This is a genomic window from Kitasatospora sp. NPDC059827 (assembly GCF_042731675.1).
Classification (GTDB): domain Bacteria; phylum Actinomycetota; class Actinomycetes; order Streptomycetales; family Streptomycetaceae; genus Kitasatospora.
In genome coordinates this window covers 23210-47962 of the sequence record NZ_JBHWIV010000064.1, presented here as the reverse complement: position 1 = coordinate 47962, position 24753 = coordinate 23210, and the positions used below count along the sequence as shown (strand labels likewise).

Here is a 24753-nt window from a genome sequence, read left to right as displayed (position 1 = left end):
CACCCGGAGCCGCCGGGGAGACGGCCGCCGGCGGGACCGCCGCCACCGAGGCGCTGCCGGCGCCCCGCCCGTACCCGCCGAACACCGTGCCCGGGCCGCCGATCAGCGTCCCCGCCCCGCCGACCGCGACGACCAGCCCGGCGACCGCCGCCCCGGTCAGCAGCCGGCGCCGCCGCAGCCGCCGCCGCCCGCCGGCCAGCAGCCGGTCGTACGGCACCGGCCCGGCCTCGACGCTGTCGGCCAGCTCGCCCAGCTCCCACGAGACCACGGCCTCGGCCGCCTCCACGTCCTCGTCCCCGGGCATGGACTCCGTGCTCATCTGCTGCTACCTCCGATGCTGGCCAGTCCGTTGAGTGAGGAGGACTCCCGCAGTTTGGCCAGCCCCCGGGCGGCCTGGCTCTTCACCGTGCCGACCGAGCAGTTCATCGCGGCCGCGGTCTGGGACTCGCTGAGGTCCTCCCAGTACCGCAGGACGACGGCCTCCCGCTGGCGCGGCGGCAGGGCGGCGAGGGCGCCGAGCAGCACGGCCCGGTCGTCCGGGTCGGGGCCGGCCGGGGCGGGCCGGTCGGGGAAGGCCTCGACCAGGTACTCGGCCGGTCTGCGCCGGTACCGCCGGGCGTGCTCGTTGATCAGGATGCGGCGCACGTAGGCGTTCGGGTCGTCGGCCGCCCGGACCTTGTTCCAGTGCACGTAGGCCCGTTCCAGCGCCTGCTGGACCAGGTCCTCGGCGCCGTGCCGGTCCCCCGCCAGCAGGTAGGCCGTCCGCAGCAGCCGTGACCACGCACTGCCGGTGAACGCCCGGAACTCCTCGTCCCGTGCGGTCTCGTGGGCTCCCATGAGCACCTCCTCCCCCTCCAGAGTCCGGAACCGCCGTGGATCGTTGCCCGGCCCGCCGGATCCGTTCCGCCCGGCCCGCCGAACGCGTTCCGCCCGGCCCGCCGGACGCGTTCCGCGCGGCCCGCGCGACCGGGGCGCCCGGCGTTCGCGATTGGGCACCGGCGGCTGTGACACTGGAGGGGCTCGAAAACCGAGGTGCGCTCCGCCGTGCCTCCTTGCGAACCTAGAGGGATGCCCGCAGTGAGTTCTCCCGCAGTCCAGTCCGCCTCCGTTCCCGCCGAGGGTCCCGGAATCGGTGAGCTGGCCGCCCGCCTGCCCGAGCTGACCCTTCGCGACGAGGTGCGGATCGGGCGCCGGCTGGAGGGGGCCCGCCGGGTCCGCAAGCCGGAGGCCCGTCAGCAGGTCGCCGCCGAGATCGCCGCCGAGATCGACCGCGCCGAGCTGCTGGTCGAGCAGCGCCGGGCCGCCGTACCGAAGATCACCTATCCCGCCGAGCTCCCGGTCAGCCAGAAGAAGGACGACATCCTGGCGGCGATCCGGGACCACCAGGTGGTGATCGTCGCCGGTGAGACCGGTTCCGGCAAGACCACCCAGATCCCGAAGATCTGCCTGGAGCTGGGCCGCGGCGTCCGCGGTCTGGTCGGCCACACCCAGCCGCGCCGGATCGCCGCCCGCACGGTGGCGGAGCGCGTCGCGGAGGAGCTGGACACCCCGCTCGGCGAGGCGGTCGGCTGGAAGGTCCGGTTCACCGACCAGGTCGGCCGGGACACCCTGGTCAAGCTGATGACGGACGGCATCCTGCTGGCGGAGATCCAGACCGACCGGGACCTGCGCCAGTACGACACCCTGATCATCGACGAGGCGCACGAACGCAGCCTCAACATCGACTTCCTGCTCGGCTACCTCAAGCAGCTGCTCCCCCGCCGCCCCGACCTCAAGGTCGTGATCACCTCCGCGACCATCGACCCGGAGCGCTTCGCCCGGCACTTCGGCGACGCCCCGGTGATCGAGGTGTCCGGCCGCACCTACCCGGTCGAGGTCCGCTACCGCCCCGTCCTGGACGACGGCGACGACGAGGCCGACGAGGCGGACCGCGACCGCGACCAGATCCAGGCGATCTGCGAGGCCGCCCAGGAGCTCCAGGACGAGGGCCCGGGCGACATCCTGGTCTTCCTCTCCGGCGAGCGCGAGATCCGCGACACCGCCGACGCCCTCACCAAGCTGAAACTGCGCGGCACCGAGATCCTCCCGCTGTACGCCCGGCTCAGTTCGGCCGAGCAGCACCGGGTGTTCCAGCGCTCCAACAGCCGCCGGATCGTGCTCGCCACCAACGTGGCCGAGACCTCGCTGACCGTCCCCGGCATCAAGTACGTGATCGACCCGGGCAACGCCCGGATCTCCCGCTACAGCCACCGCACCAAGGTGCAGCGGCTGCCGATCGAGGCGATCAGCCAGGCCAGCGCCAACCAGCGCAAGGGCCGCTGCGGCCGCACCTCGGACGGCATCTGCATCCGGCTCTACTCGGAGGAGGACTTCCTCTCCCGCCCGGAGTTCACCGACGCCGAGATCCTGCGCACCAACCTGGCCTCGGTGATCCTGCAGATGACCGCGGCGGGCCTGGGCGACATCTCCGCCTTCCCGTTCCTGGACCCGCCGGACTCGCGCAACATCAAGGACGGCGTCCACCTGCTGCACGAACTGGGCGCGCTGGACCCGGAGGAGAAGGACCCGCGCAAGCGGCTGACCGCGCTCGGCCGCAAGCTGGCCCAGCTCCCGGTCGACCCGCGGATGGCCCGCATGGTGCTGGAGGCGGACCGGAACGGCTGCGTCCGGGACGTCATGGTGATCGCCGCCGCGCTGTCCATCCAGGACCCGCGCGAGCGCCCGGCCGAGAAGCGCCAGGCCGCCGACGAGCGGCACCGCCGGTTCACCTCGGAGACCTCCGACTTCCTGTCCTACCTGGCGATGTGGCGCTACGTCCGGGAGCAGCAGAAGGAGCTCTCCTCCTCGGCCTTCCGCCGGATGTGCAAGTCCGAGTTCCTCAACTACCTGCGGATACGGGAGTGGCAGGACGTCTACACCCAGCTGCGCACCGTGGCGAAGCAGTTGGGCGTGACGATCGAGGAGCCGCACCCCGACGCCGAGCCGGACGCGGACCGGATCCACCAGTCGCTGCTGGCCGGACTGCTCTCCCACATCGGCCTGTTCGACGTGGAGAAGCGCGAGTACGGCGGCGCCCGCGGCGCCCGTTTCGCGGTCTTCCCGGGCTCCGGCCTGTTCAAGAAGCCGCCGCGCTGGCTGATGTCGGCCGAGCTGGTGGAGACCTCCCGGCTGTGGGCCCGGATCAACGCGAAGATCGAGCCCGAGTGGGTCGAGCCGCTGGCCGGGCACCTGATCAAGCGCAGCTACAGCGAACCGCACTGGGAGAAGAAGTCCGGTGCCGTGCTGGCCTACGAGAAGGTGACCCTCTACGGGGTGCCGATCGTCGCCCAGCGGAAGATCAACTACGGCCGGATCGACCCGGAGCTCTGTCGCGAGCTGTTCATCCGCAACGCGCTGGTCGAGGGCGACTGGGAGACCCATCACAAGTTCTTCGCCGAGAACCGCAAGCTGCTCGGCGAGGTCGAGGAGCTGGAGAACCGGGCCCGCCGCCGGGACATCATGGTGGACGACCAGACCCTGTTCGACTTCTACGACGCCCGGCTGCCCGAGGAGGTCGTCTCCACCCGGCACTTCGACTCCTGGTGGAAGAAGGCCCGGCACGAGCAGCCGGACCTGCTGAACTTCGAGAAGTCGATGCTGATCAACGACGCCGCGGACGGCGTCACCGAGGCCGACTACCCGGACCACTGGCAGCAGGGCAAGCTGCGCTTCCAGCTGACCTACCAGTTCGAGCCGGGCAGCGACGCGGACGGCGTGACCGTCCACATCCCGCTGCCGGTGCTCAACCAGGTCACCGCGGAGGGCTTCGACTGGCAGATCCCCGGTCTGCGGGAGGAGCTGGTCACCGCGTACATCAAGTCGCTGCCGAAGGCGATCCGGCGCAACTTCGTGCCGGCCCCGGACTTCGCCCGGGCGGCGCTGCGCGCGGTGAAGGACCGCCAGGAGCCGCTGCTGCCGTCCCTGGAGCACGCCCTCAAGCGCCTGACGGCCGTCACGGTGCCCCCGGAGGCCTGGGACGACGAACGGGTCCCGGAGCACCTCAAGGTGACCTTCCGGGTGGTGGACGGGAAGCGCCGGCTCGCCGAGTCCAAGGACCTGGAGGAGCTGCGGCTGAGGCTCAAGCCCAAGCTCAAGGAGACGCTCTCCTCGGCCGCCTCCGGGCAGGGCATCGAGCAGAGCGGGCTGACCGCCTGGCCGGCCGGGCTGCCGGTGCTCCAGCGCACCTTCGAGCAGCGCTCCCGCGGCCACTCGCTGCGCGCCTACCCGGCGCTGGTGGACGAGGGCGCCACGGTCGGCGTGAAGCTGTTCGACACCCCGCAGGCGCAGGCGCAGGCGATGTGGGAGGGCACCCGCCGGCTGCTGATGCTGACCACCACCTCCCCGGCCAAGTCGATCCAGGGCCGGCTGGGCAACCAGGCGAAGCTGGCGCTCTCGCACAGCCCGCACGGCTCGATCGCGGCCCTGTTCGAGGACGTCGTCGCCGCCGCGACGGACCGGCTGATGACCCTGGCCGGCGGCCCGGCCTGGGACGAGGCGGCCTTCGGCAAGCTGCACGACAAGGTGCGGACGGACCTGTACGACCTGTCCGCGGACACCACGCTCAAGACGGCGACCGCGCTGATCGCCTTCCACAAGGCCTCGACCCGGTTGAAGTCGGTGAGCAGCCCGGTGCTGCTGAACGCGGTGAACGACGTCCGGCTGCACCTGGCCTCGCTGGTGCACCCGGGCTTCGTGACCGCCACCGGCTGGCAGCGGCTGCCCGACCTCAAGCGCTACCTGCTGGCGGTGGACCGCCGGCTGGAGGCGCTGCCCAACCACCCGCAGCGGGACGCCCAGCAGCTGCTGAAGGTCCAGCAGGTGCAGCAGGCGTACGGGGAGCTGCTGGCCGCCGTACCGGCCGGGCAGCAGCCCTCCGCGGAGGTGCTGGCGATCCGCTGGATGATCGAGGAGCTGCGGGTCAGCTTCTTCGCCCAGGGGCTGGGCACGCCGAGCCCGGTCTCGGAGAAGCGGATCACCAAGGCGATGGAGGCGGCCCGGGCCACGCTGTGACCCGGGCGGCACCGCTGAGCTGCGGGTGCGCCGTGGGGCCCTCAGGAGCCAGTTCGACCTGGGGGCCCACCATGGGCTACAGTCTGTCTTGTTCGCAGCGCGGCAAGCGGGTGAACGAGATCAGAACACTCTGGTCCTGTGGAGCAGTTGGTTAGCTCGCCACCCTGTCAAGGTGGAGGTCGCGGGTTCAAGTCCCGTCAGGATCGCCGCAGTGCGAGAGGCCCGGAATCGTCAAGGTTCCGGGCCTCTCGCGTTTGGCCGTACGGCCCCTACTCCGCACCGGATCCGGACCACAAGTGGTTGAACGCGTGACGGTCGTCACTCGCACCCCCGTGAAACCGCCCCCGAAACGACCCGTTCCGGACTCCACTAATTTAATATGTAAAATTGCACTGTTATTCACTGTAAATCCCCCCCGCACCATGCGCACCGAATCGTTATCCGGAGTTCAGCATTCCGACCGTTGGGGGCCGTCGCCGGGTATGACAAAGGGGCCGCTTACCGGACCCGGCGGAGTCCGGTAAGCGGCCCCTTCGAAAGAGCCTTTGGCCTATCAGGCCTCAGTGCGCTGAGCGGGAATCCCCGCCAGCAGAGCGCGCACCTCCGCCTCACGGTAGCGGCGGTGACCGCCGAGCGTGCGGATCGACGTGAGCTTGCCGGCCTTGGCCCAGCGGGTGACCGTCTTCGGGTCCACGCGGAACATGGTGGCAACCTCTGCCGGCGTCAGCAGCGGCTCAGCATCAGGGGTACGAGCGGTCATGAGCGGCCTCCTCGGGAGAACCGAACCAGGGCGGTTCTATCCTTCAAATTCTGCACCTTGGCCCGCGATGCCCGAAATGGCATAGACGGGCCGAGTCGGTTATAGGACGAACGGCTTGTCCTGGTGTCTACAACTACACCATCCGTCCAGCCCTATCGACCAAACCGCCAAAATTGACCCCTCACGGGTTCAAGGCCGACGGATGGCGATGGACCACCCCATAACGGACAGTCACACGGCCGTGACGTCCGGTTACGAGGGGACCAGACCCTCCGTTTCCCCGCAAAGCACGCATCGACTCCAGAACCACCCAAAAGTGGGCACGCTCACGTGAAGTTGGGCTGGTTGTCCCATTTTTGCACATAGGGGTTAGTTCGCGTCAACGGTGAGTAGTGTCACGTTCGACAGCTATTGACCCGAACCGGGACCTTGGTCGGCGCCGTTGTGGACCAAAGACCTCTGACAGTCATACACGGGAGGTCCGACGTCAGTTCGCGTGCCGCAGCGCCAGCACCCGCTGCCACCGCCCCGTCAGCTCCCCGTACGCCCGCAGCGCCTCCGCGGTGTCCCCCGCCCGCAGCGCGCGCAGCCCGTCCTCCAGCTCCCCCGCCGAACGGTCCGCCAACAACCGCTCCGGCCCCAGCAGATGCACCAGCCCCCCGTAGTCCAGCTCCACCAGCGAGCGCGGGTGGAACTCCTCCAGCCACCGCCCGACCCGCTCCGCCCCGCGCACCAGCTCCCCGTCCGGCACCGCCTCGCGCAGCGCCCGGTAGGCCCGCGCCACCCGGCGCCGCGCCTGGGCCATCGGCACCAGGTAGAACAGCGCCGCCGGCCTCCCCCGCTCCCCCTCCTCCGTGCCCGCTCCCCCCGGAACGAAGCACCGGTCCTCGTCCCCGAACGGCAGGAACCAGCGCACCGGGACCTCCCACCGGCTGGTGAGGATCCACGGCCGGGCGTCCGGGTGCCCGGCCAGCCAGCGCTCCCGGTCCGCCTCGGCGGCCGCCCGGGTCACCGGCGGCACCGCGGTGTCCACCAGCGCCACCGGGGCCCCCGCCCGCAGCTCCTCCAGCGCCTGCCAACTGCGCAGCCTGGTCGCCCACGGGCACACGTACAGTACGCCGTCCACGGTCCGCAGGTACGCCCGGCTGCTCTCCTGCTCCGGCAGCGCCCGGGGCGTGCGGGCGGCCAGCTCCACCAGGGCGGCCCGCTGCTCCTCCAGCACCGCCGCCGCGACCGACTGCTCCGCCGCGGCGGCGTCCGGCCCGTGCTCCGCGGCGTAGGCCTGCCAGTGCGCCCGCTCGGGCTCCGGATAGGCCGCCAGCGGCTCGTAGACCCGCAGGTGGGCCGCGTAGGGCGGCAGTACGGAGGTGCGCACGACGGTCACGTCCTGCATGGTCGCACGCGCCGCCCGGCCCCGGGAGGGCGCGACCCCGAACCGTTCGCGCCCGGACTCCGGCCCCCTCGCGTCTCACTCCTCGGACAATGGGCACAAGCTCGGACAAGAGGGCCGGTCGGGCCCGCGCGCGCGACTACGCTTTCGCCCCAGACGCCCGCACCACAGCAGCGGGCCCTCGATACTGGAGTCACCACAGTGACCGACGTACAGACCCCCGCCACGCACCCCGCACCCGGTGTGCTCAGCAGGATCTTCCGGACCGAGCAGGACGGCGCCCCCGGCGACGGCCACGAGCAGGTCGTCCTCTGCCACGACCGCAGCTCCGGCCTCAAGGCGATCATCGCCATCCACTCCACCGCGCTCGGCCCCGCCCTCGGCGGCACCCGCTTCTTCCCGTACGCCTCCGAGGAGGCGGCCCTGGAGGACGCGCTGAACCTGTCCCGCGGCATGTCCTACAAGAACGCGCTGGCCGGGCTCGACCTCGGCGGCGGCAAGGCCGTCATCATCGGCGACCCGAACAAGGACAAGAACGAGGCGATGCTCCGCGCCTACGGCCGCTTCGTCGAGTCGCTGCGCGGCCGCTACATCACCGCCTGCGACGTGGGCACCTACGTCCAGGACATGGACGTCATCGCGCGCGAGACCGAGTTCGTGACCGGCCGCTCGCCCGAGCACGGCGGCGCCGGCGACTCCTCCATCCTGACCGCCTTCGGCGTCTTCCAGGGCATGCGCGCCAGCGCCCAGGCCCGCTGGGGCCAGCCGACCCTGCGCGGCAAGCGGGTCGGCGTCGCGGGCGTCGGCAAGGTCGGCCACTACCTGGTCGGCCACCTGGTCGCGGACGGCGCCACCGTCGTCGTCACCGACCCGTTCGAGGCGGCCGTCAACCGGGTGCGCGCCGCCCACCCGGAGGTGGAGGTGGTCGCCGACACCGCCGCCCTGCTCCAGGCCGAGCTGGACGTCTACGCCCCGTGCGCCCTCGGCGGCGCGCTGACCGACGACGTGGTCGCCGCGCTCGGCGGGTTCGGCACCTCGATCGTCTGCGGCGCGGCCAACAACCAGCTGTCCCACCCGGGCGTCGAGAAGGACCTGGCCGACCGCGGCATCCTCTACGCCCCCGACTACCTGGTGAACTCCGGCGGCGTGATCCAGGTCGCCGACGAGATCGACGGCTTCAACTTCGAGCGGGCCAAGAACAAGGCCACCAAGATCTTCGACACCACCCTGGAGATCTTCACCCGGGCCGCCTCCGACGGCATCCCGCCGGCCGTCGCCGCGGACCGCCTGGCCGAGAAGCGGATGCGCGAGATCAGCGCGCTGCGCACGGTCCTGCTGCCGGGCTCGCGCCGCGGCTGATCCGGCGGGCCGGTCCGGCTCCGGACCCCTCCCGGGCGCCTGACGCGCGGGGGGCCGTCACCTTCGGCCCCCCGCGCATCACGATGTGGAACCGGATTCTCACTTCTGCGTCCGATCAGGTGATCCAACGCCCCCGTAGGGGGGATAATCAGTCCTGGAACGACGGACCCGAGACACCTCTGGACAGCGTGCAAATCGCCGCAAAACCTCCCCTGACCTGGGAAGACCTGGTCTCGGGTGCGGTCAGTGCGCGCCACGTCACAACCACGACGTACCGTCCAGCGGCGGAAACAGGTACCGTTAATGCTCCAAGGGACGGTCCTCCCATTCGGGCAGGCCGGTCCTGATCATGAACACGTGTCAGACTCGGGGCCGTGAGCCCCATCGTTGAGGGGGTCGACCCATGGGGCGCGGCCGGGCCAAGGCCAAGCAGACGAAGGTCGCCCGCGAGCTGAAGTACAACAGCGGCGGGTTCGATGCTAACCGTCTGTCCAACGAGCTGGGCGCATCGCCGTCCACCGCTCCGATCGACCCTGAGCCGATCGAGGAGGTGGAGGACGACGACCCGTACGCGGAGTACGCCGCCCGCTACGCCGACCTCGACGACGAGGACGACAGCGAGCCGGGCACCGGGCCGTCGCAGGCCTCCCGCCGCTCGTAACCGCAGCTTCGCCTGACCGGTCCTGACGCCCCCGGGCGCCGGACCGGTCTTCGGCGTTGCTGTGCTGCTACTCGCCCGCTCGCCTCCGGGGCGCTCCGACCCGGTGCCGACGGTCGGCGCTCCCTCGCTCCTGCGTCGCTCCCTCGCTTCTCCCTTTCGGCACCGGCGCGCCCCTTCGGCTCGGGGCGGATGGGCCCTGGGCGACCGGGGGCACCGCTACGTGCGAGAGGGCCCCTCCGGTGCACCGGAGGGGCCCTCTGCGCGTCCGACCGGCCGTCAGGCCGTCGTGAAGCCCTCGTAGGCGTTGTACAGCGCCGCGCCGGCCTCGTGCTCGTCCGTGCGGTCGACCACGTCACCGAGCAGCCAGGCCTCGACGCCCCGGTCCTCCAGGATCGACAGCACCACGTCCACCGAGTGCGGCGGGACGACGGCGACCATGCCGACGCCCATGTTGAGCGTCTTCTCGATCTCCAGGGTGGCCACCCTGCCGACCTCGGCGACGGTCCGGAAGACCGGCAGCGGGGTCCAGGTGCCGCGGTCCAGGCGGGCGTGCAGGCCCTCCGGGATCACCCGGGCCAGGTTGGCCGCCAGGCCGCCGCCGGTGACGTGCGAGAAGGCGTGCACCTCGGTGGCGCGGGTGAGCGCCAGGCAGTCCAGCGAGTAGATCCGGGTCGGCTCCAGCAGCTCCTCGCCGAGGGTGCGGCCGAACTCCTCGACCTTGCGGTCCAGCTTCCAGCCGGCCTCGTTCAGCAGCACGTGGCGGACCAGCGAGTAGCCGTTGGAGTGCAGGCCGGAGGCGGCCATCGCGATCACCACGTCGCCGGCCCGGACCCGCTCGGCGCCCAGCAGCGCGTCGGCCTCGACCACGCCGGTGCCGGCGCCCGCGACGTCGTACTCGTCCGGGCCGAGCAGGCCCGGGTGCTCGGCGGTCTCGCCGCCCACCAGGGCGCAGCCAGCCAGCGCGCAGCCCTCGGCGATGCCCTTGACGATCGAGGCGACCCGCTCCGGGACGACCTTGCCGACGCAGATGTAGTCGGTCATGAAGAGCGGCTCGGCGCCGCACACCACGAGGTCGTCCACGACCATGCCGACCAGGTCGTGGCCGATGGTGTCGTGCTTGTCCATGGCGGCCGCGATGGCCACCTTGGTCCCCACGCCGTCGGTGGCCGAGGCCAGCAGCGGCCGCTCGTAGTTCTTGAGGGCGGACACGTCGAAGAGGCCGGCGAAGCCGCCGAGACCGCCGACCACCTCGGGGCGGCTGGCCTTCTTCACCCACTGCTTCATGAGCTCGACGGCGCGGTCGCCCGCCTCGATGTCGACACCGGCGGCGGCGTAGGTGGCGCCGTTCTGGTTGCTGGTCACTGCGTGCGGCCCTTTCGGGTCAGGTGGGGGTGGTTCGGAAACAGCGGTGGGGCCCCGGTTCGCGGGACCCCACCGTGGATTCGCTACGGGCGGCGCAGCGCGTCGGCCGCGCCCGCCCCGCCGAGCAGCGACTGGACGCCGTCCAGGTCGCTGCCGCTGGTCGGCTTGCCGCGGACGGCCGGCTGCTGCTGGCCGCCCTTGATCTCGGCCTCCAGCAGGAGCTTGCCGAGCAGCGCCGGGTCCGGCAGCTCCATCGGGTACTCGCCGTCGAAGCAGGCCCGGCAGAGCTTGTCCTTGGGCTGCTTGGTGGCCTCGATCATGCCGTCGATCGAGATGTACGAGAGCGAGTCGGCGCCGAGGGTGCGGCCGATCTCCTCGATGGTCATGCCGTTGGCGATCAGCTCCGCGCGGGTGGCGAAGTCGATGCCGAAGAAGCAGGGCCACTTCACCGGGGGCGAGGAGATCCGGATGTGCACCTCGGCGGCGCCCGCCTCGCGCAGCATCTTCACCAGCGCGCGCTGGGTGTTGCCGCGGACGATCGAGTCGTCCACCACCACCAGGCGCTTGCCGGCGATGACCTCGCGCAGCGGGTTCAGCTTGAGCCGGATGCCGAGCTGGCGGATCGTCTGGCTGGGCTGGATGAAGGTGCGGCCCACGTAGGCGTTCTTCACCAGGCCGGAGCCGTACGGGATGCCGCTGGCCTCGGCGTAGCCGATCGCGGCGGGGGTGCCGGACTCGGGCGTCGCTATCACCAGGTCGGCCTCGACCGGGGCCTCCACGGCCAGCCGACGGCCCATCTCCACCCGGGAGAGGTGCACGTTGCGGCCGGCGATGGAGGTGTCGGGGCGGGCCAGGTAGACGTACTCGAAGACGCAGCCCTTGGGCTTGGCCTCGGCGAAGCGCGAGGTGCGCATGCCGTTCTCGTCGATGGCGATGAGCTCGCCGGGCTCGACCTCGCGGATGAAGGAGGCGCCGCAGATGTCCAGCGCCGCCGTCTCGGAGGCGACCACCCAGCCGCGCTCCAGCCGGCCGAGCACCAGCGGGCGGATGCCCTGCGGGTCGCGGGCGGCGTAGAGGGTGTGCTCGTCCATGAAGACGAGCGAGAAGGCGCCCTTGACCTTGGGCAGCACGACCTTGGCCGTCTCCTCGATGGAGAGGTCCGGGTGGCCGGCCAGCAGGGCGGTCACCAGGTCGGTGTCGTTGGTCGCGGCGGTCCGGCCGGAGCGCGAGACGTGCTCCTCGCCGGGCAGTTCGGCGACCATGGCCGCCAGTTCGGCGGTGTTCACCAGGTTTCCGTTGTGCCCGAGGGCCAGCGAACCGTGGACGGTCGCCCGGAAGGTCGGCTGGGCGTTCTCCCAGACCGAGGAACCGGTGGTCGAGTAGCGGGCGTGTCCGACGGCGATATGCCCGTGCAACGACCCCAGGGAGGCCTCGTCGAAGACCTGGGAGACGAGTCCCATGTCCTTGAAGACGAGAATCTGGGAGCCATTGCTCACTGCGATGCCCGCGGATTCCTGACCGCGGTGCTGCAGGGCGTAAAGGCCGAAGAACGTGAGCTTGGCGACCTCCTCGCCGGGAGCCCAGACACCGAAGACGCCGCAAGCGTCCTGGGGGCCTTTCTCACCGGGAAGAAGATCGTGGTTGAGTCTTCCGTCACCACGTGGCACGCCTTCGAGTCTAGGGCAGTTGACCAGGGCTTCCGGTACCCGGGAGGTCCGCTCCGGGCGGAGATCGCGGAGTAACGCGCGTAGACAAAACCCCTTACGGAGCCGGGAATTCGGGTGGGGGAATTCCGGCGGGCGGCGGTTGGCCTTGCGGTTCGCGCCTGTTGGGGCCTTCCGTGTGCGCAGCGGTGGCCGCCGGGCGGCTCCGAACGTGAGCCTGCTCACCCGGGGTTCACCCGGAGGTCAGGCGGCGGGCAGCAACAGGCCCCAGGCGCCCGGGTGCACCGTCCAGGTCCGGGCCCGGACCGGGCCGACCGGATGGCCGTCCGCCTCGTAGCCGAAGCCGCGCCCGACCACCGAGACGCTGGCCGCCCGCGCCCGCACCAGCGCGCCGGGCGCACGGACCACCACCTCCAGCACGCCGGCGCCGTCCGCGCCGGCGCCGGTGAGGGTCAGCTCGACCAGCCGGACCGGGCGGTGCACGTCGGCCAGCAGCCGGCCGTCCGCCTCGACCCGGACCCGGGGGCTGTGGTCGACCGCGTCGGAGGTGAGTGCGTTCGCCTGCTCGGCCGCAGCCAGTTTCGCCCATAGCGAACGCCAACCACCCGGACGGCCCTCGGAGCGGGGCGCTCCGCCGCCGGTGATCCGCACCCCGCCGAGCGCCACCCCGCCGCCGTCGTCCACCAGCAGGTCGAAGGTGCGCGGCGACCCCGACAGCACCGCCCGCGCGGCCCGCACCGGCTCCTCCGGCACACCCAGTGCGCGGGCCGCCGCCAGCTCCTCCGCGCGGCCGACCGGAACCATGCCCACCGGATCCGCGCCCAGCTCACGCTGGCGGTGCAGGGCCTGGAGCACCCGCTGCAGGGCGAGGTCGGAACCGATCACCACCGGTCGCCGCCGACCCCGGTGCGAAAGCATCCGGTCGAGTTCGGTCGGGTTGTCCGGATAGGCCACCTTGACGTCCGCACCCCCGCAGAGCACGTCCCTCGCGATCCGCACCGACTCCCCGTCGGTCCGCCGGGCCACCGGGTCGAGCAGCAGCAGAAGGGGCTCGGGACCGCCGGTTCCAGGCGTGGACAGGGACGACACGACCGGTCCTTCCTCAGGTAATCTCTCGGTGCAAGAGCCCCTTGCGCCATTGCGCCAGGGGCTTCGTCTATCTCGGGGCAGACTGCGGCCTACGCAGGATGCCCCAACCGGAAGGGGTGTACGCCTGTGCCGGCACTCGTGCTCGTTGGCGCTCAGTGGGGGGACGAGGGCAAGGGGAAGGCCACCGACCTCCTCGGCGGCTCCGTCGACTACGTCGTCCGCTACCAGGGCGGCAACAACGCCGGTCACACGGTGGTCATCGGCGACCAGAAGTACGCCCTGCACCTGCTCCCCTCCGGCATCCTCAGCCCGAACGTGACCCCGGTCATCGGCAACGGCGTCGTCATCGACCCGGGCGTGCTGCTCTCCGAGCTGGCCGGCCTGAACGAGCGCGGCATCGACACCTCGAAGCTGCTGGTCTCGGGCAACGCCCACCTGATCACCCCGTACCACCGGACCATCGACAAGGTCACCGAGCGCTTCCTCGGCAAGCGCCGGATCGGCACCACCGGCCGCGGCATCGGCCCGACCTACGCGGACAAGATCAACCGCGTCGGCATCCGGGTCCAGGACCTGTTCGACGAGTCGATCCTGCGCCAGAAGATCGAGGCGGCGCTGCACGACAAGAACCAGATCCTGGTCAAGCTCTACAACCGCCGCGCCATCCCGGCCGACCTGGTGGTCGAGGAGTACCTGGGCTACGCGGACAAGATCCGGCCCTTCCTCGCCGACACCACCCTCGTCCTGGACGAGGCGCTCAAGGCGAACAAGGTCGTCCTGCTGGAGGGCGGCCAGGGCACCCTGCTCGACGTCGACCACGGCACGTACCCCTTCGTGACCTCGTCGAACCCGACCGCGGGCGGCGCCTGCACCGGCGCCGGCATCGGCCCCACCAAGATCGACCGGGTCATCGGCATCCTCAAGGCCTACACCACCCGCGTCGGCTCCGGCCCGTTCCCGACCGAGCTGCTCGACGAGGACGGCGAGGCGCTGCGCCGGATCGGCGGCGAGCGCGGTGTCACCACCGGCCGCGACCGCCGCTGCGGCTGGTTCGACGCCGTCATCGCGCGCTACGCGACCCGGGTCAACGGCCTCACCGACTTCTTCCTCACCAAGCTCGACGTGCTGACCGGCTGGGAGCAGATCCCGGTCTGCGTCGCGTACGAGATCGACGGCCGGCGGGTCGAGGAACTCCCCTACAACCAGTCGGACTTCCACCACGCCAAGCCGATCTACGAGACGCTGCCGGGCTGGACCGAGGACATCAGCAAGGCGAAGACCTTCGCCGAGCTGCCGAAGAACGCCCAGGCCTACGTGAAGGCGCTGGAGGAGATGTCCGGCGCGCCGATCTCCGCCATCGGCGTCGGCCCGGGCCGGGACGAGACGATCCAGATCAACTCGTTCATCTGAGCCCGTTCCTCCGGAGGGCCCCGCGGGACGCACCGTCCCGCGGGGCCCTCCGCTTTGCCCTCGACTCATTGCACTAGTACATAGATCCATTGCATCTAGTGCAGAGGCGCGCTACGTTCGGGGGCATGACCGCGAAGCCGCCCACCGCCATCACCCTCACCGGCCGCCACATCCGCCTGGAGCCGCTGGGGCGCCACCACCTCGCCGACCTCTGGGCCGCCATCGGCTCCGACCCCGAGGTCTGGCGCTGGACCATGGACCTCCCGCCGGCCTCCGAGGAGGAGCTCGGCCGCATCCTCGACCTCCGCATCGCCGGGGCCGAGCGGGGCGACTCGGTCTGGTTCGCCGCCGTCGACCTCGCGGCCGGCACCGCCGTCGGCATCACCGGCTACCACGACATCAACCCCGCCGACGAGTCGGTCGAGATCGGCGGCACCCTGTACGCCCGCTCCGTCTGGCGCACCGCGGTCAACAGCGAGGCCAAGCTGCTGCTGCTCACCCACGCCTTCGAGGACCTCGGCACCGGGCGCGTCTACTGGAAGACGGACGCCCTCAACGAGCGCTCCCGCAACGCCATCCTGCGCCTCGGCGCCCGGTTCGAGGGCGTCCTGCGCCGCCACCGCCTCCGCCCCACCGGCACCTGGCGCGACAGCGCCTACTTCTCGATGCTCGCCGACGAGTGGCCCCCCGCCAAGGCCCGCCTGACCGCCCGCCTCGCCCGCGGCTGACGGCGGGCCCCGGGCCGGGGGCTATTCGTGCTCGGCGCGGGTGGAATGACGGGGGATCAACTCCCGTTTTGTCGCGCGGAGTTCCCTGGGCTGCATGTTGACCAGCCAGACCAGCCAGCCGACGAAAAGGACGGCGAGGAGGAGGGCGGACAATCCGGCGACCAGAAGGGCATTCACCGGGGTACGGAAATGCGCTGGGGGCGGTGGGGGCGGTGGGGGCGCGGGTGCGGGGGGCCGGGAGGGGGAGGAAGGGGCACGGCTGTCTCCGGTCGGTGATGCCGAACGCCCTGACCGTGCATCTGGGTGTATTTACGGCTGATTGGCAGGGCCGATAGGCGACTTGGCGACTGTTTAGGGGACAACAAGTCAGCGAGTGACACGGACGACCATAGGGTCAGGGTGCCAGAGTTGCTACCGAGGGACTGGACGTTCACTCCATCGTGGGGTATCCCCCAATTCGCTAGCTAGGGCCCGGTGTGCACGTCACACTTCACCGGAAGCATCGACCGAAGCCGCGATCCGGAGAAGAGAGTCATGCCACCCCGCTTGTCGCCGACCGTCCGCCAGCAGCGCCTGGGGATCGAGCTGCGCAAGATGCGCGAGCGCGTGGGCGTGACGCCCAAGAGCCTGGCCGCCACGATCGGCACCGACCTGCCCAAGATCTCCCAGATGGAGAACGGGAAGTCGGGCATCAGCGCCGAACGGCTCCGGACCTGGGCGCGCACCTGCGGCTGCCCCGACGGCCCGTACCTGGACGCGCTGCTCGCCATGACCCAGGACCGCCGCAAGTACTGGTGGGACGGCTACCGGGGCCGGATGCCCAGCGGGATCATCGACATCGCCGAGATGGAGCACCACGCCGCGTCGCTCTCCATCCTCAACAGCACCTTCATCCCCGGGCTGCTGCAGACCCCGGACTACGCGGCCGCGGTGTTCGAGCGGCTCCCCGCCCAGCACCGCCAGGAGGCGCAGGTCCGGAAGGAATTCCGGATTCGGCGCCAGCAGATCTTCGTCGACCGCCCGAAGCCGTACAGCGCGATCCTGCACGAATCCGCGCTGCGGATGCAGTTCGGCGGCCCCGCCGTGCTGCGCGACCAGTTGTGCAGCCTGCTGCTGAATTCCGAGCGGCCCGGACTGGAGATCCGGGTGATCCCGTTCAGCGTGCCCACGTACACCGGCTCCTCGGAGAGCCCGTATCTCGCGCGCGGGCCCGTCCCGGAGCTGGACACCGTCCAGATCGAGCTCGTGCACGGGCCGAAGTTCGTGCACTCCGAGGCGGAATTGTCGTCCTACCGACGGATCAAGGAGAAGACCGCGGCGATCGCGCTGGGGGCGGCGGAGTCCCGGGAGTTCATCCGGGCCTTACTGAAAGACTTCTCATGAGTACGTGGCGCAAGGCGTCGGCCAGCGGCGAGAGCACCGACTGCGTGGAGGTCAGAACCTACGCCGGGCAGGTGGAGATCCGCGAGTCGGACCTGCCCGAGGTGGTCGTGCGGACCACGCCGCGCAAGTGGGCGGCGTTCGTCCGCGGGGTCAAGGCCGGGGAGTTCGACCGGTACGCCGACTTCACCCGTCCGTGAGGCCGCGGTGCCCCCGTCGCGGGCCCGGCGGCGGGGCGGCCGACGGTAGGCTTGGCAGCCCACAGTGGACCCCTGCGCCTGGCACCGCACTCCGGGTGGGGTGCGCGTGCGGGAGAAATCGGAGCATCCGAGGATGGCTCGGCACCTGATCACCAGCGCCCTTCCGTACATCAACGGGATCAAGCACCTGGGCAACCTGGTCGGGTCGATGCTCCCGGCGGACGTCCACGCCCGCTACCTGCGCCAACGCGGCCACGAGGTGCTGTACATCTGCGCCACCGACGAGCACGGCACGCCCGCCGAACTGGCCGCGCAGGAGGCCGGGTTGCCGGTCGCCGAGTTCTGCGCCCGGGCGCACGACGCCCAGCGGGCGGTGTACGACGGCTTCGGGCTGTCCTTCGACCACTTCGGCCGCAGCTCCTCGCCGCAGAACCGGGAGATCACCCAGGAGATCGCCCGCGAGCTCCAGCGCAACGGCTTCGTCGAGGAGCGCGCGATCCGCCAGGTGTACTCCAACGCCGACGGCCGCTTCCTGCCGGACCGCTACATCGTCGGCACCTGCCCGCACTGCGGCTACGACAAGGCGCGCGGCGACCAGTGCGAGAACTGCACCCGGGTGCTGGACCCGACCGACCTGCTGGAGCCGCGCTCGGCGATCAGCGGCAGCGCCGACCTGGAGGTCCGGGAGACCAGGCACCTGTTCCTGCTCCAGTCGAAGCTGACCGAGGAGGTCGAGGCCTGGATCGCCGCGCACGGCGACGACTGGCCGGTGCTGGCCTCCTCGATCGCCCGCAAGTGGCTGACCGAGGGCCTCCAGGACCGCTCGATCACCCGCGACCTGGAGTGGGGCGTCCCGGTACCGGCCGACGTGTGGCCCGAACTGGCCGCCGAGGGCAAGGTGTTCTACGTCTGGTTCGACGCCCCGATCGAGTACATCGGCGCCACCAAGGAGTGGGCGGACGCCGCCCCGGCCGGGCAGCGGCGGGACTGGAAGTCCTGGTGGTACGAGGCCGACGACACCGTCCGCTACACCGAGTTCATGGCCAAGGACAACGTCCCGTTCCACACCGTGATGTTCCCGGCGACGATCCTCGGCTCGCGCCGCCCGTGGAAGAAGGTCGACTACGTCAAGGCCTTCAACTGGCTGACGTACTACGGCGGGAAGTTCTCCACCAGCCAGAAGCGCGGCATCTTCACCGACGTCGCGCTGGAGCTGCTGCCCGCCGACTACTGGCGCTACTTCCTGATGGCGCACGCCCCCGAGTCGGACGACTCCAGCTTCACCTGGGACCTCTTCGCCTCGGTGGTCAACAAGGACCTCGCCGACACCCTCGGCAACTTCGTGAACCGGGTGCTCTCGTTCAGCCGCAAGCGCTTCGGCGACGAAGTCCCGGCCGGGGCCGCGCCGGGCGGGGCCGAGGAGCGGCTCGGCGAGCAGACCGCCGGCCTGCTGGCCGAGTACGAGGCCCAGCTGGAGGCGCTCAACTTCCGCAAGGCGGCGCAGGCGCTGCGCGCGCTGTGGAGCGCCGGGAACGCCTACCTGGACGAGAAGGCGCCCTGGCTCCAGGTGAAGACCGACCCGGCGGCGGCGGCGCTGACCCTGCGGACGGCGATGAACCTGATCCACCTGTACGCGGTGGTGTCCGAGCCGTTCATCCCGACCGCGGCGGCCGCGATGCGCGGCGCCTTCGCGCTGCCCGGGGACACCCGGACCTGGATCGACGGGGACGCGGCCAGGGCGCTGGACCTCGTCCCGGCCGGGACGCCGTTCACCGTGCCGCCGGTGCTGTTCGCGAAGGTCACCGACGAGGACCTGGCGGCCTGGGCGGCGCGCTTCGGCGGCACGCAGGCCTGAGCACGCCACGAGGGCCCCGACCGCGGTCACGGCGGTCGGGGCCCTCGTCGGTGGTGCCGGGCCCTTCGTGGGGGGCGGGCCCGGGGTCGGCGGGCCCGGTGGGGCGGGCCCGGGGTGGGGCTACCAGCGGGTGGTCTCCGCGAAGAAGCCGGGGATCTCGGTCGCCCGGCCGGCCGCCACCGCCTCGTCGTGCACCAGCGCGCCGACCGCCAGGTCGAGCACGCCGAGGCCGAAGGGCGAGAAGACCACCGGGCGGTCGGTGCCGACGGCGACCTCGCCCTCGATCACCTGGGCCAGCGTGCCGGTGACGAACTCCCGGTTGCCGTAGAGCTGTTCGGCCAGGTGCGGAGAGGTGTTCGCCTTCATGCAGTGCTCCACGTCGTCGAGCACGTTGTACGCGCCGCCGATGATCTCCGGCGCGAGGTCGCGCAGCGAGATGTTGAGCACCAGCTGCCCGGGGGCGAAGGTCTCCGGGTCGAGGATGTACGGCTCGCCCGCGGTGGTGGCCAGCACCACCACGTCGGCGCCCTTGAGCGCCTCGTGCAGGTCCTCCACCACCTGGGCCGGGTAGCCGAGTTCGGCGTCGGCGTGGTCGACCAGCGCCCGGGCGTACTCGGCCTTGCGGTCGTGCACCACCAGCTCGTCGATCTCCCACTGCTGGGCGCCGAAGAACTCCAGGATGTTGCGGGCGATGATGCCGGCGCCGACCACCGCCAGCCGGCCCGCCGTACGGCCGCCGCTGAGCACCTCGGCGGCGAGCACGGCGGAGGCCGCGGTGCGGGCCGCGCTGATCTGCGAGGCCTCCAGGACGGCGAACGGGTAGCCGGTCTCGTAGTCGTTCAGCAGCAGGGCGGCCGAGGCGCGCGGGAAGCCCCGCTCGACGTTGGCCGGGAAGCTGCTGATCCACTTGATCCCGGCCAGTCCGACGCCGCCGCCGAGGTAGGCCGGCAGGGCGATGATCCGGGCGTCCGGCTTGGCCGGGAACCGCAGGAAGTAGCTGTCGGGGTTCACGGACTCGCCGGCGCCGTGGGTCAGGTAGGTCTCCCGGACCTCCTGGACGATCCGCGGGCGGGCTCCCGCGATGAGCTCGCGGGCGGTGGTGCCGTCGATGACTCTGAACTCGAACACGGTGGTGGCTCCAGTCGGGTCCGCCCGGTGCGGGCGGGGGTCGGGCGGTGCGAAGGGGCGGGCGGGGCCGGGTCAGCCGACGTAGGCGGTGCCGGCCGGCTCGTGCTGGCCGGCGGCGGGGTGCGCCCCGGCGGCGTGCGCGGCGCGGGTAGTGCGGCCGCCGCCCAGCCAGCGCGGCAGGTACCAGTTGGCGTCGCCGAGCAGGGCCATCACCGCGGGCAGCAGCACCGCGCGGACCAGGGTGGCGTCCAGCAGGACCGCGACCGCCAGGCCGATGCCGAGCTGCTTGAAGTCCTGCATGCCCAGGGTGCCGAAGACCGCGAACACCGCGACCATGATCAGACCGGCGCTGGTGACCACCCCGGCGGTGTTGCGGATGCCGAGGCCGACCGCCTCCCGGCTGGACCTGCCCGAGAGGTAGGCCTCGCGGATCCGGGAGACCACGAACACGTGGTAGTCCATCGAGAGGCCGAAGAGCACCACGAAGACGAACAGCGGCATCCAGGACTCGATCGCCCCCGGCGCCTTGGTGCCCACCAGCGAGGCGCCCCAGCCGTGCTGGAACACCGCGGTCATCACGCCGTACGCGGCCGCCACCGAGAGCAGGTTGAGCAGGATCGAGGTGATCGAGATGGTCAGCGAGCGGAAGCAGAACAGCATCAGCAGGAAGGTGACGCCCATGACGAAGCCGAACACCGGGACGATGCTGCGGTCCAGCTGGTCGTTGTAGTCGACCGAGAAGGCGAGGTCACCGGCGACCAGCGCGGTGGTGCCCGGAACGGTCTTGAGGGTCTGCGGGACGATCTGCCCGCGCAGCGCCGACAGGGCCGCCTTGGAGGTCGCGTCGGTGCCGTTGCCCGCCAGCGGAACGCTGATCTGGGCGATGTTCTTGTCCTTCCAGTACCGCACGTCGATCTGGTTGCCGGTCTTCCCGGAGGCCAGGGCGGCCTGCTTGAAGTCCTCGATGCTCTTGGCGACCTGCGGCGAGTCGATGGAGTCGGCCTTGACCACCACGGTGGCGGGCGAGGGCGACCCCGGGAACTCGCGGTCGATCCGCTGCGAGACCGAGACCAGCGGGTTGTCCGAGGGCAGCAGCTTGTCCATGCCGAGCTTCTCGGTCTTCATGCCGAGCGCCGGCAGGGCCAGCACCAGCAGCACGGCGGCGGACAGCAGGGCGAAGATCCCCGGGCGGGCCAGCACGCCGCGCAGCAGCGCGTTGGCGGGCTTCGGGCTCGCCGCGGCGGCCTGCCGGCGCTTGCTGATCCACGGGATCCGGCCGGCCGCGACCTTGTCGCCGAGCATCGACATCAGGGCCGGCAGCACGGTCATCGAACCGACCACCGCGACCGCGACGACCTCGATGGTGGCCATCGCGAAGCCCTCGAAGACGGTCAGCCCGGAGAGGAACATGCCGGCCATCGCGACCATCACGGTGAGGCCGGAGACCATCACCGAGTGGCCCGAGGTGTGGGCGGCGATCCGCAGCGCGGTCGCCTTGTCCCGGCCGGCCGCCCGCTCCTCGCGCTCGCGGCGCAGGTAGAACAGGCAGTAGTCGACGCCGACGGCGAGGCCCATCAGGAACATCACCGAGTTGGTCATGCCGTCCACCGGCACCGCCTGGCTGCTCAGCGCGAGCAGCCCGAGCGCGCCGATGCAGGCGGTGACCGCCAGGGCCACCGGCAGCACGGCCGCCACGAAGGCGCCGAAGACCACCAGCAGGATGCCCAACGCGACCGGCAGGGCGGTCAGTTCGGCGCGGGTGAAGTCGTCGCCGAGGCTGTCGTTGATGCCCTTGAGGGCGGTCGCGCCACCGAACTCGCCGAGGGTCACCTGGGGGTGGGCCTTGGCGGTGTCCTGGACGGCGGTGATCACCGGGTCGATCCGGTCGGCCGCGGTGTCCGGGTCGCCGGTGACGGCGAACATGATCAGCGCCGAGTGCTTGTCGGCCGAGAAGGCCTGGGTGGTGTACGGGTCCCGCAGGTTCTCCGCGAGACCGGTCTTGTTGACCGCGTCGGCGGTGGCCTGGACGGCGCCGCGGAACTCCGCGGAGTCCGCGGTCAGCGCGTCGCTGTGGACCAGGATCAGCTCGTTGACCGGGTCGTTGATCCCGGCGTCCTTGAGGATCTGGGCGGCCTTGCCGGACTCCCCGGTCCCGTAGTCGGCCTGGGTCAGGCTCTTCTGCCCGACCATGCCACCGAGCACGGTGACCAGGATGACCAGGATGATCCAGCCGAAGACGGCTGTCTTGCGGTGCTGGGCACTCCACTCGCCCAGCCGGGCCGCGAAATTGCTTTGACGTGCCATTACCTCTCCTGCGATCGGCGGCAATGATCAAGCCGCGGTGGCGACAGACGGGTTGGATGTGTCCTGACCGGCTTGAGGGGGGCCGGCGGAATAACCATGACCGTAGGCCCTAGCGAACGGCTTTGGAGCCCCTGGGAGTTGCAGCATCCTGCGGTGGCAAGCTGCTGCCAGCGGAGGCGGGCCGGAGCCCCTTACCGGCCTCGTTTCCCCGGTGCTACGGTCGGTCCCCGTTGAGGGACAACCATTCGAGCGGACCACATTCGAGTGACGCCGGGCCGATGATTCGGGAAAGTCGGCCGGCCGCCCCGAGCGACCGACCGGTCGTCGAGTGCGCGAGTACCCGACCGGGCCCGCGGGCCGACCCGAACGATTCCACCGAATTTCACGATTCCGCGCCGGAATGTGCTCCGGCGTCTACTTTCCGAACGATCCACAGACCTCCGTGGAAGGGGGAATGAATGATGGACACCGCAATCAGGGCGACCGGACTCGGCAAGAGATACGGCGATCACCACGCGCTCAGGGGCGTGGACCTCGAGGTCGCGGCGGGCACCGTGCTCGGCCTGCTGGGCCCCAACGGCGCCGGCAAGACCACCACCGTCCGACTGCTCGCGACCCTGCTCGAACCGGACCAGGGGCGGGCCGAGGTGGCCGGCTTCGACGTCGTGCGCCAGCAGCGCCAGGTGCGCCGGCGGATCGGCCTGGCCGGTCAGTACGCCGCCGTCGACGGGCTGCTCACCGGTCGCGAGAACCTCGAACTCCTGGGCCGGCTCCTGCACCTGGGGCGCAGGGGCGCCCGGGAGCGGGCGGCCGAGCTGCTCGCCCGGTTCGAGCTGGAGGACGCCGCCGAGAAGCCGGCCCAGACCTACTCCGGCGGCATGCGCCGCCGACTGGACCTGGCCGCCGCGCTGATCGGCCGGCCCGAGGTGCTGTTCCTGGACGAGCCGACCACCGGGCTGGACCCGGCGAGCCGGCTGGTGCTCTGGGAGATGGTCCGCGAACAGGTCGCCCAGGGGGTGACCGTGCTGCTCACCACCCAGTACCTGGAGGAGGCCGACTTCCTGGCCGACCGGATCCTGGTCATCGACACCGGCACGGTGATCGCCGAGGGCACCCCGGACGAGCTCAAGCGCAAGGTCGGCGAGGAGTGGCTGGAGGTGGGCGTCGGCACCGACGCGGCCATCGCCCAGGCCCTGGCCGTACTCGCCCCGGTGGCCGCCGCCCAGCCCGAGGTGGACCGCACCGGGCGCCGGATCACCGTCCAACTGGCCGACGGCATCGGCACCATCGCCGCCGCCGCGGTCGCCCTGGAGACGGCCCGGGTGCCGGTGACGGACTTCGCGCTGCGTCGTCCCTCGCTGGACGACGTGTTCTTCCACCTGACCGGGCGCGGCACCCAGATCGGCCGGGCTCCCGAGGAGGGCACACCGGCGCTCGCCCCGGGCGCACCGCAGCCGCGGGCCGGGCAGGGCGAAGAGGACGAGCAGGGCGAACGGGAACCGGTGGCGGCCGCCGCCGGACGGACGGGAGACGAGCAGTGAGCGACATCGGCGCCTCGGCCGGCCTCGGCACGGCCATCGGAGACACCGCCGCGCTGATCGGCCGCCATCTGCGGCACCTGCGGCGCACCCCGGAGAAGATCATCGCGATCACCCTGACCCCGGTGACCATGGTGGTCGTGCTCGGCTACCTGTTCGCCAGCGTGGTGACCGTGACCGGCTCCGGCGAGTACCACGACTACGTGATGGCCGGGGTGTTCGCCCAGGTCGGCCTGACCTGCGTCGGCGTCGCCGCGCTGGGCGTGGCCACCGACCTGCGCACCGGACTGATCGACCGCTTCCGCTCGCTGCCGATGGGCCGCTCCGCCGTGCTGGTCAGCCACACCGCGGCCGACCTGCTGACCGCCGCGGCCGCCACCTTCGCCGTCACCCTGGCCGGCCTGGGCGTCGGCTGGCGGATCCACAAGGACGTCGGCTCGGCGGCCCTGGGCTTCGTCCTGGTGCTGGCCTTCGCCTACGCGATGCTCTGGCTGGGCGCGCTGGTCGGCATGCTGATGCGCAACGCCGAGGCGATCAACGGCATCTCGGCGCTGTTCCTGGTCGTGCTGTCGTTCCTGTCCAACTCGTTCATGCCGCTGTCCGGGCTGCCCGCCTGGCTGCGCGCGGTGGCCGAGTGGAACCCGGTCAGCCTGGTGGCCGCGGCCTGCCGCGAGCTGTGGGGCAACACCCCGTCGGTGGTCGGCACCAGCCTGCCGGACCGGCACCCGGTGCTGCTCGCGGTGATCGTGGTGGCGGCCCTGCTCGCGGTGCTGATCCCGGTCAACCTGCGGGTCTACCGCACCGCGGTGACGCGTTGACGCACCACCCGGCCGGCCGGTTCGGACGGGACGGCAGTCGTCCCGTGCGAACCGGCCG

At 71.3% G+C, this 24753-nt stretch carries 19 protein-coding genes, 1 tRNA gene and 1 pseudogene; 11 read left to right on the top strand and 10 right to left on the bottom strand.

The features are described 5' to 3' along the window. Positions 1-319: pseudogene (locus ACFV8H_RS30585) on the bottom strand (hypothetical protein); the annotation flags it as partial. After that, positions 316-837, bottom strand: a complete 522-nt coding sequence (locus tag ACFV8H_RS30580; RefSeq protein WP_380406472.1) for a SigE family RNA polymerase sigma factor — start codon at positions 835-837, stop codon at positions 316-318. The gene ACFV8H_RS30580 and the pseudogene ACFV8H_RS30585, both read right to left, overlap by 4 nt. Positions 838-1068: 231 nt before the next feature. On the opposite strand from ACFV8H_RS30580, the gene hrpA reads away from it, so the two are divergent. Further along, positions 1069-5049, top strand: a complete 3981-nt coding sequence (hrpA, locus tag ACFV8H_RS30575) for an ATP-dependent RNA helicase HrpA (protein ID WP_380406470.1) — start codon at positions 1069-1071, stop codon at positions 5047-5049. Positions 5050-5181: 132 nt separating this feature from the next. Next, positions 5182-5255: transfer RNA gene (locus ACFV8H_RS30570), tRNA-Asp, on the top strand. 347 nt (positions 5256-5602) lie between these two features. Here the strand turns inward: ACFV8H_RS30570 and bldC are convergent. Both bldC and ACFV8H_RS30560 read right to left on the bottom strand, forming a co-directional pair. Continuing rightward, positions 5603-5809: a developmental transcriptional regulator BldC gene (bldC, locus tag ACFV8H_RS30565; RefSeq protein WP_014137253.1), complete on the bottom strand. Its 207-nt coding sequence runs from the start codon at positions 5807-5809 to the stop codon at positions 5603-5605. Between the two features lie 487 nt (positions 5810-6296). After that, positions 6297-7193: a hypothetical protein gene (locus tag ACFV8H_RS30560; protein ID WP_380406467.1), complete on the bottom strand. Its 897-nt coding sequence runs from the start codon at positions 7191-7193 to the stop codon at positions 6297-6299. A gap of 207 nt (positions 7194-7400) precedes the next feature. On the opposite strand from ACFV8H_RS30560, the gene ACFV8H_RS30555 reads away from it, so the two are divergent. Then, positions 7401-8558 (top strand): Glu/Leu/Phe/Val dehydrogenase dimerization domain-containing protein, encoded by a 1158-nt coding sequence (locus ACFV8H_RS30555; protein ID WP_380406464.1) that lies wholly within the window; start codon positions 7401-7403, stop codon positions 8556-8558. Between the two features lie 403 nt (positions 8559-8961). Further along, on the top strand, positions 8962-9219 hold the full coding sequence (locus ACFV8H_RS30550) for a DUF3073 domain-containing protein (protein WP_375896303.1): 258 nt from the start codon (positions 8962-8964) through the stop codon (positions 9217-9219). 276 nt (positions 9220-9495) lie between these two features. On the opposite strand, the gene purM is transcribed toward ACFV8H_RS30550, so the two are convergent. From purM to ACFV8H_RS30535, 3 genes are all read right to left on the bottom strand, one after another. After that, entirely contained in the window at positions 9496-10581 is a 1086-nt protein-coding gene (purM, locus tag ACFV8H_RS30545; RefSeq protein WP_380406461.1) for a phosphoribosylformylglycinamidine cyclo-ligase, read from the bottom strand. An 83-nt stretch (positions 10582-10664) separates the two neighbouring features. Next, positions 10665-12248 carry an amidophosphoribosyltransferase gene (gene purF, locus ACFV8H_RS30540; protein WP_375896298.1) on the bottom strand — a complete coding sequence of 528 codons (1584 nt, stop codon included), beginning with the start codon at positions 12246-12248 and terminating at the stop codon, positions 10665-10667. 240 nt (positions 12249-12488) lie between these two features. Next, positions 12489-13334, bottom strand: coding sequence for a diacylglycerol kinase (locus ACFV8H_RS30535; protein WP_375896295.1), 846 nt, complete (start codon positions 13332-13334; stop codon positions 12489-12491). A gap of 126 nt (positions 13335-13460) precedes the next feature. Between ACFV8H_RS30535 and ACFV8H_RS30530 the strand changes: the two genes are divergently transcribed. Continuing rightward, positions 13461-14744, top strand: coding sequence for an adenylosuccinate synthase (locus ACFV8H_RS30530; RefSeq protein ID WP_375896292.1), 1284 nt, complete (start codon positions 13461-13463; stop codon positions 14742-14744). A 125-nt stretch (positions 14745-14869) separates the two neighbouring features. After that, positions 14870-15472, top strand: coding sequence for a GNAT family N-acetyltransferase (locus ACFV8H_RS30525; RefSeq protein WP_380406457.1), 603 nt, complete (start codon positions 14870-14872; stop codon positions 15470-15472). A 21-nt stretch (positions 15473-15493) separates the two neighbouring features. On the opposite strand, the gene ACFV8H_RS30520 is transcribed toward ACFV8H_RS30525, so the two are convergent. Then, a complete protein-coding gene (locus ACFV8H_RS30520) occupies positions 15494-15649 on the bottom strand; it encodes a hypothetical protein (RefSeq protein ID WP_375896289.1) in 156 nt (51 codons plus the stop codon). 357 nt (positions 15650-16006) lie between these two features. Between ACFV8H_RS30520 and ACFV8H_RS30515 the strand changes: the two genes are divergently transcribed. The 3 genes from ACFV8H_RS30515 (at position 16007) to metG (ending at position 18907) form a co-directional block, all read left to right on the top strand. Further along, positions 16007-16855, top strand: a complete 849-nt coding sequence (locus ACFV8H_RS30515) for a helix-turn-helix domain-containing protein (RefSeq protein WP_380406454.1) — start codon at positions 16007-16009, stop codon at positions 16853-16855. Next, positions 16852-17052, top strand: coding sequence for a DUF397 domain-containing protein (locus ACFV8H_RS30510; protein ID WP_375896283.1), 201 nt, complete (start codon positions 16852-16854; stop codon positions 17050-17052). Before ACFV8H_RS30515 ends, ACFV8H_RS30510 begins: the two co-directional genes overlap by 4 nt. Before the next feature lie 133 nt (positions 17053-17185). Then, positions 17186-18907 (top strand): methionine--tRNA ligase, encoded by a 1722-nt coding sequence (gene metG, locus ACFV8H_RS30505; protein ID WP_380406451.1) that lies wholly within the window; start codon positions 17186-17188, stop codon positions 18905-18907. A 120-nt stretch (positions 18908-19027) separates the two neighbouring features. On the opposite strand, the gene sbnB is transcribed toward metG, so the two are convergent. Further along, the gene (gene sbnB / locus ACFV8H_RS30500) at positions 19028-20035 is read right to left on the bottom strand and encodes a 2,3-diaminopropionate biosynthesis protein SbnB (protein ID WP_375896278.1); all 1008 of its coding nucleotides are present in this window, start codon (positions 20033-20035) and stop codon (positions 19028-19030) included. A gap of 72 nt (positions 20036-20107) precedes the next feature. Next, entirely contained in the window at positions 20108-22339 is a 2232-nt protein-coding gene (locus tag ACFV8H_RS30495) for an MMPL family transporter (RefSeq protein WP_380406449.1), read from the bottom strand. Between the two features lie 461 nt (positions 22340-22800). Between ACFV8H_RS30495 and ACFV8H_RS30490 the strand changes: the two genes are divergently transcribed. Together ACFV8H_RS30490 and ACFV8H_RS30485 are read left to right on the top strand one after the other, a co-directional pair. Beyond that, a complete protein-coding gene (locus ACFV8H_RS30490; protein ID WP_380406475.1) occupies positions 22801-23880 on the top strand; it encodes an ATP-binding cassette domain-containing protein in 1080 nt (359 codons plus the stop codon). Further along, positions 23877-24695: an ABC transporter permease gene (locus ACFV8H_RS30485; RefSeq protein WP_380406446.1), complete on the top strand. Its 819-nt coding sequence runs from the start codon at positions 23877-23879 to the stop codon at positions 24693-24695. The genes ACFV8H_RS30490 and ACFV8H_RS30485 overlap by 4 nt, the downstream gene beginning before the upstream one ends. The last annotated feature ends 58 nt before the right edge of the window (positions 24696-24753 follow it).

What these genes read in the sequence shown, in the direction of transcription:
- ACFV8H_RS30525 (WP_380406457.1), top strand. Translation starts at nt 14,870, where the DNA reads ATGACCGCGAAGCCGCCCACCGCCATCACCCTCACCGGCCGCCACATC.
- bldC (WP_014137253.1), bottom strand. Translation starts at nt 5,809, where the DNA reads ATGACCGCTCGTACCCCTGATGCTGAGCCGCTGCTGACGCCGGCAGAG.
- metG (WP_380406451.1), top strand. Translation starts at nt 17,186, where the DNA reads ATGGCTCGGCACCTGATCACCAGCGCCCTTCCGTACATCAACGGGATC.
- ACFV8H_RS30550 (WP_375896303.1), top strand. Translation starts at nt 8,962, where the DNA reads ATGGGGCGCGGCCGGGCCAAGGCCAAGCAGACGAAGGTCGCCCGCGAG.
- hrpA (WP_380406470.1), top strand. Translation starts at nt 1,069, where the DNA reads ATGCCCGCAGTGAGTTCTCCCGCAGTCCAGTCCGCCTCCGTTCCCGCC.
- ACFV8H_RS30510 (WP_375896283.1), top strand. Translation starts at nt 16,852, where the DNA reads ATGAGTACGTGGCGCAAGGCGTCGGCCAGCGGCGAGAGCACCGACTGC.
- ACFV8H_RS30580 (WP_380406472.1), bottom strand. Translation starts at nt 837, where the DNA reads ATGGGAGCCCACGAGACCGCACGGGACGAGGAGTTCCGGGCGTTCACC.
- ACFV8H_RS30490 (WP_380406475.1), top strand. Translation starts at nt 22,801, where the DNA reads ATGGACACCGCAATCAGGGCGACCGGACTCGGCAAGAGATACGGCGAT.
- ACFV8H_RS30515 (WP_380406454.1), top strand. Translation starts at nt 16,007, where the DNA reads ATGCCACCCCGCTTGTCGCCGACCGTCCGCCAGCAGCGCCTGGGGATC.
- ACFV8H_RS30495 (WP_380406449.1), bottom strand. Translation starts at nt 22,339, where the DNA reads ATGGCACGTCAAAGCAATTTCGCGGCCCGGCTGGGCGAGTGGAGTGCC.